Origin of the sequence: Pseudomonas sp. B23(2017) (genome assembly GCF_002113725.1) — a bacterium.
Classification (GTDB): domain Bacteria; phylum Pseudomonadota; class Gammaproteobacteria; order Pseudomonadales; family Pseudomonadaceae; genus Aquipseudomonas; species Aquipseudomonas putida_Z.
The window spans coordinates 69,443-84,128 of record NZ_NEJM01000005.1 but is presented as its reverse complement, the minus strand read 5'-3'; the positions used below and the strand labels follow the sequence as shown (position 1 = coordinate 84,128).

General features: G+C 65.0%; 17 protein-coding genes. 6 read left to right on the top strand and 11 right to left on the bottom strand.

Features of this window, described 5'->3' with window-relative positions:
- The first annotated feature begins 11 nt into the window (after positions 1–11).
- On the top strand, positions 12–917 hold the full coding sequence (locus CAG46_RS10570) for an SDR family oxidoreductase (protein ID WP_075045213.1): 906 nt from the start codon (positions 12–14) through the stop codon (positions 915–917).
- 72 nt (positions 918–989) lie between these two features.
- A complete protein-coding gene (locus CAG46_RS10565; protein WP_085615711.1) occupies positions 990–1,811 on the top strand; it encodes a Ku protein in 822 nt (273 codons plus the stop codon).
- A gap of 315 nt (positions 1,812–2,126) precedes the next feature.
- Here CAG46_RS10565 and CAG46_RS10555 read toward each other — a convergent pair whose 3' ends face one another.
- The 5 genes from CAG46_RS10555 to ligD are packed head-to-tail and all read right to left on the bottom strand — an operon-like array spanning position 2,127 to position 7,742.
- On the bottom strand, positions 2,127–2,786 hold the full coding sequence (locus CAG46_RS10555) for a glycosyltransferase family 2 protein (protein ID WP_085615713.1): 660 nt from the start codon (positions 2,784–2,786) through the stop codon (positions 2,127–2,129).
- Positions 2,783–3,382, bottom strand: a complete 600-nt coding sequence (locus tag CAG46_RS10550; protein WP_025339086.1) for a bifunctional 2-polyprenyl-6-hydroxyphenol methylase/3-demethylubiquinol 3-O-methyltransferase UbiG — start codon at positions 3,380–3,382, stop codon at positions 2,783–2,785. Before CAG46_RS10550 ends, CAG46_RS10555 begins: the two co-directional genes overlap by 4 nt.
- 11 nt (positions 3,383–3,393) lie before the next feature.
- Positions 3,394–4,149, bottom strand: coding sequence for a PIG-L deacetylase family protein (locus CAG46_RS10545; protein WP_085615715.1), 756 nt, complete (start codon positions 4,147–4,149; stop codon positions 3,394–3,396).
- Positions 4,146–5,189, bottom strand: a complete 1,044-nt coding sequence (locus CAG46_RS10540) for an acyl-CoA dehydrogenase family protein (protein ID WP_085615717.1) — start codon at positions 5,187–5,189, stop codon at positions 4,146–4,148. The genes CAG46_RS10545 and CAG46_RS10540 overlap by 4 nt, the downstream gene beginning before the upstream one ends.
- Positions 5,190–5,249: 60 nt before the next feature.
- Positions 5,250–7,742 carry a DNA ligase D gene (ligD, locus tag CAG46_RS10535; RefSeq protein WP_085615720.1) on the bottom strand — a complete coding sequence of 831 codons (2,493 nt, stop codon included), beginning with the start codon at positions 7,740–7,742 and terminating at the stop codon, positions 5,250–5,252.
- Positions 7,743–7,870: 128 nt separating this feature from the next.
- On the opposite strand from ligD, the gene CAG46_RS10530 reads away from it, so the two are divergent.
- A complete protein-coding gene (locus tag CAG46_RS10530; RefSeq protein ID WP_085589667.1) occupies positions 7,871–8,335 on the top strand; it encodes a phosphotransferase system, HPr-related protein in 465 nt (154 codons plus the stop codon).
- Positions 8,332–8,556 (top strand): metallothionein, encoded by a 225-nt coding sequence (locus tag CAG46_RS10525; protein WP_025339091.1) that lies wholly within the window; start codon positions 8,332–8,334, stop codon positions 8,554–8,556. The genes CAG46_RS10530 and CAG46_RS10525 overlap by 4 nt, the downstream gene beginning before the upstream one ends.
- 192 nt (positions 8,557–8,748) lie before the next feature.
- On the opposite strand, the gene CAG46_RS10520 is transcribed toward CAG46_RS10525, so the two are convergent.
- Genes CAG46_RS10520 through CAG46_RS10500 form a run of 5 tightly spaced genes read right to left on the bottom strand, consistent with a single transcriptional unit; the run spans position 8,749 to position 13,057 of the window.
- Positions 8,749–9,177 (bottom strand): hypothetical protein, encoded by a 429-nt coding sequence (locus tag CAG46_RS10520; RefSeq protein WP_085615722.1) that lies wholly within the window; start codon positions 9,175–9,177, stop codon positions 8,749–8,751.
- 34 nt (positions 9,178–9,211) lie between these two features.
- Positions 9,212–10,159 (bottom strand): lysylphosphatidylglycerol synthase domain-containing protein, encoded by a 948-nt coding sequence (locus CAG46_RS10515; protein ID WP_085615732.1) that lies wholly within the window; start codon positions 10,157–10,159, stop codon positions 9,212–9,214.
- A complete protein-coding gene (clsB, locus tag CAG46_RS10510) occupies positions 10,159–11,361 on the bottom strand; it encodes a cardiolipin synthase ClsB (RefSeq protein WP_075045223.1) in 1,203 nt (400 codons plus the stop codon). Before clsB ends, CAG46_RS10515 begins: the two co-directional genes overlap by 1 nt.
- Positions 11,358–12,143 (bottom strand): endonuclease/exonuclease/phosphatase family protein, encoded by a 786-nt coding sequence (locus CAG46_RS10505; RefSeq protein WP_085615733.1) that lies wholly within the window; start codon positions 12,141–12,143, stop codon positions 11,358–11,360. The genes clsB and CAG46_RS10505 overlap by 4 nt, the downstream gene beginning before the upstream one ends.
- Positions 12,140–13,057, bottom strand: a complete 918-nt coding sequence (locus CAG46_RS10500; protein WP_085615734.1) for a DUF72 domain-containing protein — start codon at positions 13,055–13,057, stop codon at positions 12,140–12,142. The genes CAG46_RS10505 and CAG46_RS10500 overlap by 4 nt, the downstream gene beginning before the upstream one ends.
- A gap of 166 nt (positions 13,058–13,223) precedes the next feature.
- On the opposite strand from CAG46_RS10500, the gene CAG46_RS10495 reads away from it, so the two are divergent.
- On the top strand, positions 13,224–13,598 hold the full coding sequence (locus tag CAG46_RS10495) for a low affinity iron permease family protein (protein ID WP_085615735.1): 375 nt from the start codon (positions 13,224–13,226) through the stop codon (positions 13,596–13,598).
- Positions 13,599–13,620: 22 nt separating this feature from the next.
- Complete coding sequence (locus tag CAG46_RS10490; RefSeq protein WP_025339098.1) at positions 13,621–14,172, top strand: ATP-dependent Clp protease proteolytic subunit; 552 nt, start codon at positions 13,621–13,623, stop codon at positions 14,170–14,172.
- A 108-nt stretch (positions 14,173–14,280) separates the two neighbouring features.
- On the opposite strand, the gene CAG46_RS10485 is transcribed toward CAG46_RS10490, so the two are convergent.
- Positions 14,281–14,679 carry an NUDIX hydrolase gene (locus tag CAG46_RS10485; RefSeq protein WP_075045227.1) on the bottom strand — a complete coding sequence of 133 codons (399 nt, stop codon included), beginning with the start codon at positions 14,677–14,679 and terminating at the stop codon, positions 14,281–14,283.
- Positions 14,680–14,686 lie beyond the last annotated feature (7 nt).

Here is a 14,686-nt window from a genome sequence, read left to right as displayed (position 1 = left end):
GAGTGGCCCCCATGCCCAGCAAACCGCACGACCAGTTCAGCATGCAGAACCCGCTGACCCAGTACCCGCACCCTCCGTTCCCGGCCCAAGGCCAGCCAGCACCGGGGCTGGACGCCAACATGCAGCCCGAACCAGACCACGGCGAAACCACCTACAAGGGCTTTGGCCGCCTGGCGGGGCGCAAGGCGCTGATCACCGGCGCGGACTCGGGCATCGGCCGGGCAGTGGCCATTGCCTTCGCCCGCGAAGGTGCCGACATTGCCCTCAATTACCTGCCCATCGAACAACCCGATGCCCGCGAAGTCATCAAGCTGATCGAAGCCGAAGGCCGCAAGGTGGTGGCCCTTGCCGGTGACCTGAAGGACGAGCAGTTCTGCAAGGAACTGGTCGACCAGGCCCACGAGCAGCTCGGCGGCCTGGACATCCTGGTCAACGTCGCCGGCAAGCAGGAGGCGCGCAAGGACATCAGCCAGGTCAGCCACGAGCAGTTCGACCACACCCTGAAAACCAACGTCTACGCGCTGTTCTGGCTGTGCCAGGCGGCCGTGCCGCTGATGCCGGCGGGGGCGACCATCATCAACACCGCCTCGATCCAGTCCTACCAGCCTTCGGCCACCTTGCTCGACTATGCCACCACCAAGGCCGCGATCGTTGCCTTCACCAAGGCCTTGGCCAAGCAGGTGATCGAGCGCGGTATCCGGGTCAACGCCGTTGCCCCAGGCCCCATCTGGACCGTGCTGCAGCCCAGCGGTGGCCAACCACCGGAGAAAATCCCCGACTTCGGCGCGCATACACCGATGAAGCGACCGGGGCAGCCCGCCGAATGTGCGCCGGTGTATGTGTTGCTGGCCAGCCAGGAGTCCAGCTACATCACCGGCGAGGTGTTCGGCGTGACCGGCGGCAACCCGCTGCCGTAGGGCGGGGCGGCTAAACCTTCGCCGCCCGTTGCAGTCGATTCAGGTATTGGCAGGCAACCTGGGAGCACCTCCATGGCTAGGGCAATCTGGAAAGGCGCCATCAGTTTCGGCCTCGTGCACATCCCCGTGGCCCTCAACACCGCGGTGCGCACCGAGCGGGTCGATTTCGACTGGCTCGACAAGCGCAGCATGGAACCGGTCGGCTACAAGCGGGTGAACAAGGTCACCGGCAAGGAAATCGACAAGGACCACATCGTCAAGGGCGTCGAGTTCGAAAAGGGCCGCTACGTGGTGATCAGCGAGGAGGAAATCCGCAAGGCCCGGCCCGAGGCGACCCAGACGATCGATATCTTTTCCTTCGTGGAGGCTGGCGAGATCCCGCTGCAGCACTTCGACACGCCGTACTACCTTACCCCCGACCGCCGTGGCGGCAAGGTGTACGCCTTGCTGCGCGAAACCCTGGCAAAAACCGGCAAGGTGGCGCTGGCCACGGTGGTGCTGCACACCCGACAGCACCTGGCGCTGTTGCGCCCGCTGGATGATGCGCTGGTGATGATCACCCTGCGCTGGCCCGAAGAAGTGCGCGGGCTGGAAACGCTGGAACTGGACAGCAGCGTCACCGAGGCCAAGGTGGACAAGCGCGAACTGGACATGGCCAAGCGGTTGGTGGAAGACATGAGCGGGCCCTGGAAGCCCGCGGATTACCACGATGCCTTCCGCCAGACCATCATGGACCTGGTGGAAGAGAAGGCCAGCAAGGGCAAGATCGAGACTGTGGAGAAGGGCGAGGCGACGGAAGCAGGGAAAAGCGCCGACATCCTCGACCTCACCGAACTGCTCAAGCGCAGCCTCGGTGGCAAGAAGCCGGCGAAGAAGACACGCAAGGCGTCGTGAAAGGAATCGTCACCGCAAGCCAGCTCGCATGGAACTGTACATAACGCGGCCCCCTGTGGGAGCGGCTTTAGCCGCGAACACCGGCGCAGCCGGTGCCATGCACCGCGTGGAATTCTTCGCGGCTAAAGCCGCTCCCACAGGTACAGCGTTGCTCTCGAGGTTGTCGCTGTACCTGTGGGAGCGGCCTTGTGTCGCGAAAGGGCCGCAACGCGGCCCCAGGATTGATGCGCAACAGTTGAAATTGCCGGGGCTGCCTTGCAGTCCTTTCGCGACACAAGGTGCTCCCACAGGGATCGCGCCGCTTGCGAACCAGGATCAGACCTGCGTCTGCAACCCCGCCAGATAATCACCAAACCCTTCGCGCGCGCGGCTGTCGCGCCGGCTGCTGGTGGCCACGCTGTGCCTGGCGGTCCATACGATCTGCGCACCACTGGCCTGCAGGTCGTTGACCAGTTGCACATCCTCATGTGCCGCCAGGGGCTGGAAGCCGCCCACCCGATCATAGGCGTCGGCACACACACCCAGATTGGCCCCATGCACATGCCGATGCCCCTCACGTGCCTGGTAACGGCTTTGGTACAGCTTGCGCAAGGCCGCTGTCTGCCAGGGTTGCCAGTACTCGACGTGCACCGTTCCGCACACCACCTCGGCGCCGCAGGCCAGTTGCGACAGCAGCCAGTGCGCTGGCACCCGGCTGTCGGCATCGGTGCAGGCCAGCCACTGCGCGCCGCGCTCGACCATGTATGCCGCGCCCACCCGGCGGGCCATACCGACGTTGCCAGCATCCACCGTCAGCACCTGTACACCGAAACGCCTTGCCACGGCGGCGCTGCCATCGCTGCAGCGGTCCAGCACCACCAGCACCTCCACCTGGTGCCCCGCCTGCTGCGCCTGCAGGGCGGCAGCCAGTACTGCCCGCAGGCAGCGCCCAAGGCGCCGGGCCTCGTTGTGGGCCGGGATCACCACGGCAATCATGGGCAGGTCTCGTCGAGGTCGACCACGCTGGGCTGAGAGGCCCAGTACTCCAGCACGAAGTCCGCCTCGTCATGCTGGAACTGCAGATACAGCGGCAGGTGCCGGGCCAGCATGCGGTGCACTTCACGCCCGTCCTGCGGGCAGCCGGCGATGGGATGCTTCCAATGGCAGGCCAGCAGCCCACCGTCGTAGGTCAGGCTGGCCACCGACTGTTCGATCACCTGCAACCAGTCAGTCGGGTCGAGGTAGTAACCCACCTCGCTCAGCACGATCAGGTCGAAATGCCCATGCGGCCAGTCCGAGGGCAGCCGCGCCAGTTCCACCGAGACATTGCTCAGTCCAGCCAAGCGTTCACCGGCCAGCGCTACCGCAGTAGGGTCCAGGTCCTGGCACAACAGGTTGGCACAACGCTCGGCCAGCAACGCGCTCAGCTCGCCATTGGCACAAGCCGGCTCGAACACGCGCTGGTAGCACTGGCGCGGCAGGCTGGCCATGACCAGCTCGCGCTTGCGCTTTTCGTACCAGCGGGTGCGAAAGGCCCAAGGGTCTTCACTGGTGGCGTACAGGTCGGCGAAATACTGTGGGTCGAGGCTCATGACAACTCCATTTACAGGAACACCAGTTCGAAAGGTTGCAGCAGACAATCCAGCAAGTTCGGCGGCAGTACGGGCGGGCGCTGGCCATCCGGCTCCAGCTGGCTGACATGGGCGGCCAGGGCCTTGCGCTTGCGGGCCAGGCTGGCCTCGTCCAGCTGGATGCGGTGGGCCCGCGGCCAAGGCAGGCGCGGGTCGTCCGGTTGCGCCCAGTGCCAGGCCCACACGGGTACCTCCAGGCATTGCACCTTGCGCATCCGGGCCGCCTGCGCCGCAGCCCGGCCCACTGCCTCGTGGTCACAGTGACCATCGCCGCTCCAGGTGGCCATCAGCAGGTCGTCAGGCCTGAGCAACTGGCTCAGGTGGTTGAGCAGAAACGCCTCGTCACGTGGCAACGCGCCGTCCTTGAGGTGGAGCCGCCGCCAGTCCAGGCGGCCGAGGTCGAGATCAAGCTGTTGCAGTGCATGGCGGCTTTCCAGCGGCCTTTGCCGGCGCAGGCGGTGTTCGCTCCAGTGGGCAGAGCCGGGGTGGCTGGCTTCACCATCGGTGGCGGAGATCAGCACCAAGTCGTCTTCCCGGCCATGAAAGCCCGCCAGCAGCCCGCCGGCCATGAGAATTTCATCATCGGGGTGCGGAGCCAGCAGTACCAGGCGGCGGCCTGGCGGGCACAGCTGCTGCGGGGTGATCCAGGTGGCCCTGGCCAGGTGCGCGGCCTGCTGCCAGGCCGCCCACGGCGTACCGCTGTTCGCCTGGATCAGGTTCTGCCTCATAGCTGCCAGACTCCCGCCGGCCGTTGTGCCAACTGCTCGCCGAGCGCCGCCAGGTCGCGCTCGGCATGGCTCTGGCGCAGGAATACCGGCAAGTCGGCGCTCAGCCGGGCAAAGTGGTTGTCGCGGCAGAAAGGCGTGGCGCCCAGCGCCCGGCCAACGTGGTGGATCACCTGCTCCACCGCCTGTTCCACCTGGGCGCGGGTGCGGCGTACTTCGAAGCTGGCGTCCGTGCCTGGCTGGCGGTCGATCCACGCCGCGCATTCGCGCAGTGCCGCCCTGGCGCCGTACAAGGCTGCATCGACCGCGCCCAGGTGAGCATCGGCATGTGGGTCGAGGCGGGGGTTGCGGCAGTGTTCGCGCAGGTAGTCTGCCAGGGCTTCGGCGGCGCCGTACCAGCAGGCCGCAATGCCAGCGCCGCCGTGCCAGAACCCGGGGCGTGACAGGTATTGCCCGGGGCGGCCGATGGCGATGCCGGGGGTATGGTTGAATTCGACTTCGACACTGGCGGTGGTGGCCATGCCGATGGCCTGCCAGCGGTCTATGGCAAGGCCCTGGCTGGGATGGGACAGTTCGATGGCCACCAGCTGGGGCTGGTCGTGCTGGTCCCAGGCCGTGACCAGCGCCCGGTCGATCTGCAGTGCGCCCGAACACCAGGCCTTGCGACCCTCCAGGCGGACCTGGTCGCCATCACGGGCGACGATGCAGGCGCGGGCACCCGGCGGTTCGGCGGCCCACACGCCCCATATGCCCTCGGCAGCGTGGTGTGCCGCAGCGCATTCGGCAAGGATCGCCAACGCGTCGGTGTGGCCCTCGTACAGCTTGGCCAAGGCCAGGTCACAGCCCGCCACCCGGGCCAGGGTTTGCCAGCGCCGTAGCGTATTGCCCTGGCCGGGCAGGGGCAGCAGGTCGAGGTGGTCGGCTTGCAGTGCCTGGATCAGCTGCGGCAACTGGGTATCCAGGTTGAGCGGTTGCTGCCGCTCGCTGAAGGCTCGCAGCAGGCGATCGAGGTTGGTCAGGTCAAAATCCTGGACGATGCTCATGGGCTCGGCTCCTTGGTGAGGCACTGCGGGCGTAGGCGTAGCGCTGGAGGCAAGCCGCCATCAGGCCAGCCCCAGCTGCTTGCGCATGCCCACGGTGATCGATTGCCTTGTCTTGCCATAATCCGCCCAGGGGTCGTCCACCTCGCCCAGGCGTTCAAGCACGTTGCCGATGTTCCACTGGTTGGCGCCCTTGAGTTGCGGCAGTTCCTCGCGCCAGATCGGCACGGATACCGGCAGGCCTTCGCGGGCGCGCAGGGTATAGGCGCAGGCGGTGGTCGCGCCCTTGCCGTTGCGCAGGTAGTCGATGAAGATGCGCCCGATGCGATTCTTGGGCCCGGACACGGCACTGAGCCTGTCGGGGAACAGCCTGGCCAGGTACTCGACGATGCCGTGGCTGAACGCCTTGACTTCATCCCAGCTGGCCCGCCGGGTCAGGGGCACGACCAGGTGCATGCCTTTGCCGCCACTGGTCTTGAGAAACACCTTCAAGCCCAGTTCATCCAGCAGCGTCAGGGCCAGTTGGGTCGCTTCGAGCATGGCCTTCCACGGCAGCGCCGGGTCCGGGTCGAGGTCGAGGACGAAGCGGTCGGGCTTGTCGAAGTCCTTGTCGGTGGCGTTCCAGGTGTGCAGCTCGATCATGTTCATCTGCACGGCACCCAGCAAGGTGTCGGCGCGGTTGACGACCATCGCCGCCTGGCCGGCCTCGGCCTTGTCGTAGCTGAGCACGTTGGGCAGATGCAGTTGGCCGGCGTTCTTCTGGAAGAACAGCTCCCCGGCCAGGCCATCCGGCGCGCGCACCAGCGCCACCGGGCGGTGCTCAAGCTGGGGCAGTATCCACTGGCTGACGGCGGCGTAGTACTCGGCGACCTCACGCTTGGTAACGCCGCTGGTGGCGTCGACCACCCGCTCGGGGTGGGTCAGGCGCAGCTCGCCCAAGGTCTCGGGGGCCTTGGCCTGCTTGCGCTTGGGCAGGGTCTTGGCGGGCATGCTGCGCTCCAGGTCGATGGCGGTAGCCGGTTTGTCATCACGCAGGCCGTGAAACACCGAGTGGCGCACGATGCCGTCACGGGTCATCTGGGCGTAGGCGACTTCGGCCAGCAGTTGCGGTTTCAGCCAGTGCACGCCCCGGGCTTCGGCCCCGGTGGGCGGGTTGGGCAGGGCCGGCCTGGCGATTTCCAACGGTTTCAGCCGGGCATGGATGCTGGCCAGCGTGGTTGCACTGAAGCCGGTGCCGACCTTGCCGGCATAGCGCAACTCGCCGCTGTCGTTGTCGTGCAAGGCCAGCAGCAGGGCGCCGAAACCGCTGCGGCTGCCTTTGGGGTCGGTGTAGCCGACGATCACGAACTCCTGGCGCTGCTTGCACTTGAGCTTGATCCAGTCGGGGCTGCGGCGGCCGCTGTAGGGGCTGTCGACGCGCTTGCCGATCAGGCCTTCGAGTTGCAGCCGGCAGGCGCTGTCGAGCAGGGATTCGACGGGCTGGTCAAAGTCGGCGGAGTACTTGAGTACGTCCGATTCGTTGTGTTCCAGCAACTGCTGCAAAGTGTTGCGCCGGTCCTGCAGCGGTAACTGACGCAGGTCCTGGCCGCCCAGGAAGGGCAGGTCGAACAGGTAATAGGTGATGTGCTCGTCATGCTCGGTGTCGAAAGCGTTCTGCAGCGCCTGGAAGTCCGCCGCGCCGTCTTCGCCGGCCACCACCACCTCGCCATCGAACCAGGCCGAATCGAGGCCCAGCGCACGCAAGGCGGCAACCTGCCTGGGCATCTTGCCGCTCCAGTCATGGCCATTGCGGGTGAACAGGCGCACGTCATCACCGTCGATGCGGGCAAGGATGCGGTAACCGTCGAACTTGACCTCGTAGCGCCAGTCGCCACTGGGCGGGGTGTCGACCAAGGTCGCCAGTTGTGGCTGCAGCTGTGCCGGCAACGGCACCTTCCGGCCTTTGCTGGCGGTTTTGCGACGTGGCGCGGCGGCCTTTTTTGCTGCCGGCTTGCGCGGCACCACCGTGCGGTCGCTGAGCACGCTGTCGGGCTGGGCGTCGACGATGCTGTAGTCGGCTTCGCTGCGCGCCTGGCTGTCGTGCGACTTGACCAGCATCCACTGCTCCTTCTTGCCGGCCAGATGGGTGCGGAACAGGTTCCATACACCGCCGAGCTTTTCGCCTTGCAGGCGAAAACGCAGCTTGCCCTTGGCATAGGCCTCACGCGCATCGCCTTCGGGCTCCCAGATGCCCCGGTCCCAGACGATCACGTCGCCCGCGCCGTAATGGCCTTCGGGGATATGGCCTTCGAAGTCGGCGTAGTCCAGCGGGTGGTCCTCCACGTGCACGGCCAGGCGGCGCACCTTGGGGTCCAGCGACGGCCCTTTGGGGATGGCCCAGCTTTTCAGCGTGCCATCGAGCTCCAGGCGGAAGTCGTAGTGCAGGTGGCTGGCATCGTGCTTCTGGATGCAGAACTGCAGCGCGTGGGCCCGCTTGCCACGGCTGCGCTTGCCGCTGGGCTCGGGCGTGGCATTGAAGTCGCGCTTGCGCGCATATTCCTGCAGGGGCTTGGCCATGGCGGGCTCCGGGCGGTTCGCAGTCTCTAATCTCGGAGGCAGCGGCCCGGGCGGTAGTTCAAAAAAACTCTGAATCTTCCAGCAGCAGGTGCAGTCGACCGAATGAAGCCACCTGACGGAGAACGCACATGGCCCGAGCAGATGAACCGAAGCCGTATACCCCCACTGAAATCGACGACACCGAAGACCGCATGGGCAGCGTGCATGAACTGGACTTCGACGAGCGCCTGGATGAACGCGAGGGGCGTGTGGGTGACGAGCGACCGGCCGCGGACGTGGCCCGCGAGTTCCCACCGCGGCGCGTGGCCGAAAGCGGCATGACCGGCGGCGAGGCGTTGAGCGACAGCCTGCACGAGGACAACGTCACTTACGACGACCTGAGCCCGGACACCTTGCTGGATGAAACCGGTGCCCGCGACCCGCATGAACCGGGCGGCAGCGGCGGCCCAGCGGACAAGACTCTGAGGCGGGTAGAGGCCAACGAGATTGGCGGCGGCATAGGCCTGGACGAAGCCGAACTGGCCCGCTCCGCGCCGCTGGATGGAGAGCCTTGGGCCGATGATGTGATCGATGACGAGGAGAGCAAGCCATGAACGAGGTACGTTGTGCCTGTGCGCATTGTTCCTGCACCGTGGATGCCAATGCCTTGCAGCTCGAAGGCAAGGTGTATTGCTGCGAGGCCTGTGCCAGCGGGCATCGCAATGGCGAGCCGTGCCGGATGCCTGATTGCCACTGTGGTGAAAAGACCGGGGAAAGCGCGGTGGACAATGCGCTGGACGAGACCTTCCCGGCGAGTGACCCGATTTCACCCTGAACATCGCCGTCTCATAGGCTCTGCATAGGTCTATGGGGCTGTGATGATCCTGTAGGAGCGGCCTTGCGTCGCGAAAGGGCCGCAAAGCGGCCCCGGCAATTTTCCGTGCGAAGCTGAAATCCTGGGGCCGCGCTGCGGCCCTTTCGCGACACAAGGCCGCACCTACACAAAGCAGCGCGCAGGCCCGCAGAATCAGTGAGTCTGCCAGATACCGTTGCTACGCTCGCAATCGGTGCGGGCCTGGCCCAGGCTGGGGGTGTCGTAGTAGTAGGTGATCACCCGTGCATCCTTGGGCAACGCCGGCTTGTCACCGCCAGCTGCCTTGGGGTTGGCCAATGCCTCTTGGGTCAACGGCGCGATGCAACTGCCGACGCTGCCATCCGCACAACGCGCGACCTTGTGCTTTTCGCTGTTGAGCATGTCCTTGCTCTCGTTGCTGCATGACCAGTTGATCGCTTCGGCGGGCAGGTTGCTGTAGCTGTAGCAGCTGTGCCGCTCCACCGGCGTTATCGCCTCGCTGGAGGAGCGGGTGAGCACATTGCAGGCTTCGGCCAGGACTTGGCCGCTGACCAGGCTCGCCACCATCAGTATCAACATCGGCTTCAAGACAGCGCCACGCATTTGCCACCTCCCGGGCCAGTGGCCCTCGATAGGTCTAGGCAGGCTTGTCGCGCCGGCGCATGGCCTTGGCGCGTTTCTCCAGGATCAGGTAGGTCAGCACCGCCAGCAACAGCGGCACCAGGTAGTACAGCGTGCGGTAACCCAGCAGGGCCGCCACCAGTGTGCCCTGGGCAAGCTGCCCATGCAGCAGGGCCAGGAACACCGTTTCCAGCACACCCAGCCCGGCCGGGATATGCGCGACCACACCAGCCACGCAACTGATCAGCAGGATGCCAAGTATCGACGGGTAGAAGGCTTCGCCAGGCAGCAACCAGAAGATCAGCAGTGCCATCAGCGCCCAGTTGCTGGCACCCAGTACCACCTGGCACAGCGCCAGGCGCAGCGACGGCAGCGTTACCTCATGGTCACGCCAGCGCCAAGTGCGCTTTTTGGCGAAACCACAGGCCAGCAGGTAGCCTGCGGCAATCGCCAGCAATACCAGGCCGATCAGTTGCAGGCCACTGGCGCCGACCGCCCAGTTGGCGGGCAGCTCGACCAGGCGCAAGGCGAACACCGTGCCAGCCAGCAGCATGTAGCCCATCCAGTTGGTCAGCAGGCCCAGGGTGAGGATGCGCGTGATGGTTGGCGTGTCCAGGCCCAGGCGGCTGTACAGCCGGTAGCGCAAGGCAACGCCACCCACCCAGGTGGTGAAATTGAGGTTGAAGGCATAGCACACGAAGGCAACCGGCAACACCTGGCGGGCCGGCAGGTGGTGGCCGGTGTAGGCCCGGGCCAGCAGGTCGTAGCTGGCGAACGTCAGGTAGCTGCACCCGGCCAGCACCAGGCCGATGGCCAGGGTGCCAGGCTTGTAGGCCAGCAACGACTGGCGCACTTCGTTCCAGTCCAGGTTGCGCGCCAGCAGGTACAACAGCGCAGGGATCAGGATCAGGAATGCCAGGGTGAACAGCCGCTTGCCCCAGATTTGCCAGTGTTTTCGCGCCATCAGGTCTTGCCCTCGTGATAGTCAACCTGTGCCTCGGCCTCCGGCTGCACCGAGCGCAGGTGCTGACGGTGCGCCGGGAACCAACCGGCAATCCGCGGGAAATGGCGGATCACGTGGAAACACACGAAAATCAGCGGTGCCCGCCACCAGTAGCCGCGAACCATGCGTTCCAGGGTGACCGGCTTGCATTGTTCGCGGGCCAGCGCCTGCAGGTGCTGGTTGAGCTGCTGGTTGAAGGCGCGGTCACGGATGAACAGGTTGGCTTCAAGGTTGAACGACAGGCTGAGCGGGTCCAGGTTGCTGGAGCCGACCGTGGCCCACTCATCATCCACCAGCGCCACCTTGCCGTGCAGCGGCCGTTGGCAATACTCGTGAATGGCCACACCGTCGCGCAGCAGGTAGTTGTACAGCAGTCGCGACAGCGCCCGTACCCAGCGCATGTCTGGCTGGCCCTGCAGGATCAGCCGGACCTCAACGCCGCGCCGGGACGCATTGCGCAATTCACGCATCAGCCGGTAGCCCGGGAAGAAATACGCATTGGCCACCACGATGCGCCGCCGGGCACTGCGAAACGCCTGCAGGTAGTGGGCCTCGATATCGGTGCTGCGCACCTTGTTGTCGCGCTCGACCAGCACGGCGGTGCAGGTACCGGCAGGCTCGGTCAATGGCCTTACTGCGCTGGGCGGCTGCAGCACCGGTGACATCAGGCGCTTGCTCGAGGCATGAACCTGTGCCACCACCGGGCCGACGACCTCCACGGCATAGTCCTGCTTGGCCATGGGACCAAAGTCGCCCAAATGGTCGGCGCTGTAGTTGATGCCGCCAATGAATGCCCGCTCGCCATCGACCACCACGATCTTGCGGTGCAGGCGCCGGAACAGGTTGGTGCGCATGCCCACCAGCCGCGGCTGCGGGTCGAAGGCGTGGAAACTGACTCCGGCATCGGTCATGGCCGCAATGAAAGAGTCGGGCAGGTCGGCCGTGCCGTACCCATCCACGGCCACTTCGACACGCACGCCGCGGCGGGCGGCATCGATCAGCACCTGCTGCAATTGCTGGCCAACCTTGTCATCGAAGATGATGAAGGTCTCCAGCAGGATTTCCTCCCGTGCCTGGCTCATGGCCTCGAACACGCGGGGGTAGTATTGCTCGCCATTGATCAGCAACTGCACGCTGTTGCCGTCTACCCAGGGTCGGTTCACAGTTTGATCTCCGAAGCCAGAGGGGCGTGGTCGGAAAGGTGCGACCACGGGTACTTCGACAGCACCTGGGCAGTGCCGGGCATGGCGTTGCGCAGGTAGATGCGGTCCAGGCGCAACAGCGGCAGACGCGCCGGGAAACTGCGTGCCGGGGTGCCGAAATGCTCGCCGAACGCTTCCACCAGGTGTTCGCACAGCACCGCGTCGGCCTTCAGCCGCCAATCGTTGAAATCGCCGGCAACGATCACCGGGGCCTTGGGCGGCAGGCTGCCTAGCAGGTCCAGCAGGAGCTTCACCTGGCGTTGCCGGTGGGCCTCGCGCAAGCCCAGGTGCACGCACACCGCATGCACCTGGTCATGGCCAGGCACTTCCAGCTGGCAATGCAACAGGCCGCGCTGCTCGTTGCCCTGCACCGAGACGTCCAGGTTGTCGAAGCGGCTGATGGGGAATTTCGACAGCAGCGCGTTGCCGTGGTCGCCATGGGGGTATACGGCATTGCGGCCGTAGGCGAACTGCGGCCACATGCTGTCGGCCAGGAACTCGTACTGTGGCGTATCCGGCCAGGCCGGGTGGCGCAGGGCATGCTGCTGGTGGCTGCCGTGCACTTCCTGCAGGAACACCAGGTCGGCGCCGGTGGCGCGCACGGCTTCGCGCAACTCGGGCAGGATGAAGCGCCGGTTGAAGAAGGTGAAGCCCTTGTGCACGTTCAACGTCAGTACATTCAGACTACGCACGGCGGTGATCTTGTCGATGATGCAGTGCGGGGCAGGCAGGGTCCTGTTCACAGGGTCACCTCCGGCACCACGCCAGGCTCGGTCATCAGCTCATGGTCCAGCGACAGCTTCTGCAACAGGCGCCGGGCGTCATAAGGCGCATGGACTTTCTGGTCGTTGTCGAAATAGCAGTAGACGTCACGGGCGGCGCGCCGCGGTGGCGGCCCTGGCACCACCAGCTGGGCATCGTCGGCCTGGCGGCCCTGGCTCCAGTGCTGGATGCGCTGCTTCCAGCGCCGCAGCGCCTGGGCGGTGTAACCACTGCTGTACAGTTCGACATCGCCATGCAGGCGCATGTACACGAAGTCGGCGGTAAGGTCCTCGACATAGGGCCATTTTCCGGCGCTGTCGGCCACTACCAACGCCACACGGTGCTTGCGCAGCAGCTTGATGAACGCTTCGCACAAAAAGCTTTCGTTGCGGATTTCCACCGCGTGACGCAGCCGTGCGTTGCCCTTGATATCGGTGCTGCCGTTGTCCTTCAGGCGCGGTGCACACCCTTGCGCGCATTCACGGGCATCCTTGCGGCTGTGCGGCAGCAGTTCGAGAAAACGGGCGAAGCGGGGCTCGTCGAACTTCATGTTCGGCGGAAACTGCCACAGGAACGGGCCCAGCTTCTTGCCGAGCAGCAGCGGCCCGGATGCGAAGAAGTTGGCCATGGCCTCTTCGATGTCCTTGAGCCGCCGTACATGGGTGATGTAACGCGGGGCTTTCACCGCGAACACGAACCCGGGCGGCGTTTCGTCATGCCAGCTCTGGTAGCGTTCGGGTGTTTGCAGGCTGTAGAACGAGCCGTTGATTTCAATGCTGTTGACCGCTCGCGAAGCGAACGCCAGTTCGTTGTCCTGGGGCAGGCCCTTCGGGTAGAAATCCTTGCGCCACGGGCCGTAGCGCCAGCCGGAGATGCCGATGCGGATATCGCTCACGCTGCCTTCCTCATTGCCGGGTCCTTGTTCGGTCACTCTGAAAGTGCGACCGGTCAACAGCGGCCAGGGTTCAGCACGGTTGACCAACGGAAAAGGCTGATGCCGCGCGGAACTTTGCGGCCCGCAGCGTTTCCACCGCATACCTGCTACGAGGAAGGGCGCCAGGATGAAATTCGACCGTTTCGCCCAATGGCTGGCCAATTGGGCCGGCCGCCCGCTGACTTTTGGCATCGCCTGCCTGCTGATTCTGGTCTGGGCAGTGACCGGGCCGCTGTTCGGCTTCAACGACACCTGGCAACTGGTGATCAACACCTCGACCACCATCATCACCTTCCTCATGGTGTTCCTGATCCAGAACACCCAGAACCGCGACAACGACGAACTGCACATCAAGATCGATGAGCTGTTGCGCACCACCCAACAGGCGCACAAGGCGCTGCTGGACCTTGAAGACATGGACCCGGCCGAGCTGCATGCCCTGCGCAAGCAGTACCGGCAGATGGCCGGGCAGGGTGACGATGCGCAGAAACCCAAGGAATGACCTGCCAACCCTGGAGGCAAGCATGGCCAGACATATCGTCCACTTCACCGGGCCTATCAATTCATCCACCTGCGGCAACCTGATCAACACCTGTTCGCGGGCGTTGCAGCAGGGGGCCGAAGTCCTGCAACTGAACATCGCCACCATGGGCGGCGAGTGCAGCTACGGGTTTACCTTGTACAACTTCCTGCGGGCGTTACCGGTCGAGGTGCATACCCACAACCTCGGCACGGTGGAATCCATGGGCAACATCCTGTTCCTGGCCGGGGATCGGCGCACGGCATGCAGTTACAGCAAGTTCCTGTTTCATCCGTTCCACTGGACCTTGCATGGCTCGGTCGACCACTCCCGCATGGCCGAATATGCGATGAGCCTGGACTATGACCTGCGCCTGTATGCACAGATCGTCGCCGAGCGGACTGAAGGGGCGGACGAGGTGCTGGATGTACCGCGGTATCTGATGGCCTACCCGCGGATACTCGGGCCCCGGGAGGCATTGGCGAACGGGATGATCCATGCCATAGACGAGATGCCGATCGAGGCAGAGGCGTGTCAGTGGAGTGTGCATGCCTAGCGGATTCCTGCGCCGGCCTCTTCGCGGGTGAACCCGCTCCCACAGGTTCGGTGGAATGCCTGTGGGAGCGGGTTCACCCGCGAAAGGGCCGGCACAGGTGAAGAAGGTCTACCTCACTGACGCCGCCGTAGCCCGGTCACAGGCCAGCAACGAGCGGATCAGCAGCTTGATCTCGTCCTTGAGCATGGGCACCTGGTCCGGGTGAGCGAACCGGCAATCGACAATTTCATGCTGCGCCTTGGGATGCGGGGCGTCGGCGAACTCCGCCTCGAACACATAATGCATGCGCTCTGCCGCTTCATGACGCATCAACAGGGTCAGCGATTCTGCCTGCAACCCGGTTTCCTCAAGCAATTCACGCTCCGCTGCCTGCACCGGCGTCTCGCCGGGCTCTATCTTGCCGCCGGGCAGGGTCCAGGCGGCGTTTGGCTTTCTCACCCACAACCATTTGTGGGTTTGTTTGCCATGCCGGCAGATGATGGTGGCGCGATGCTTGACTGGCTTCATTCAGGCT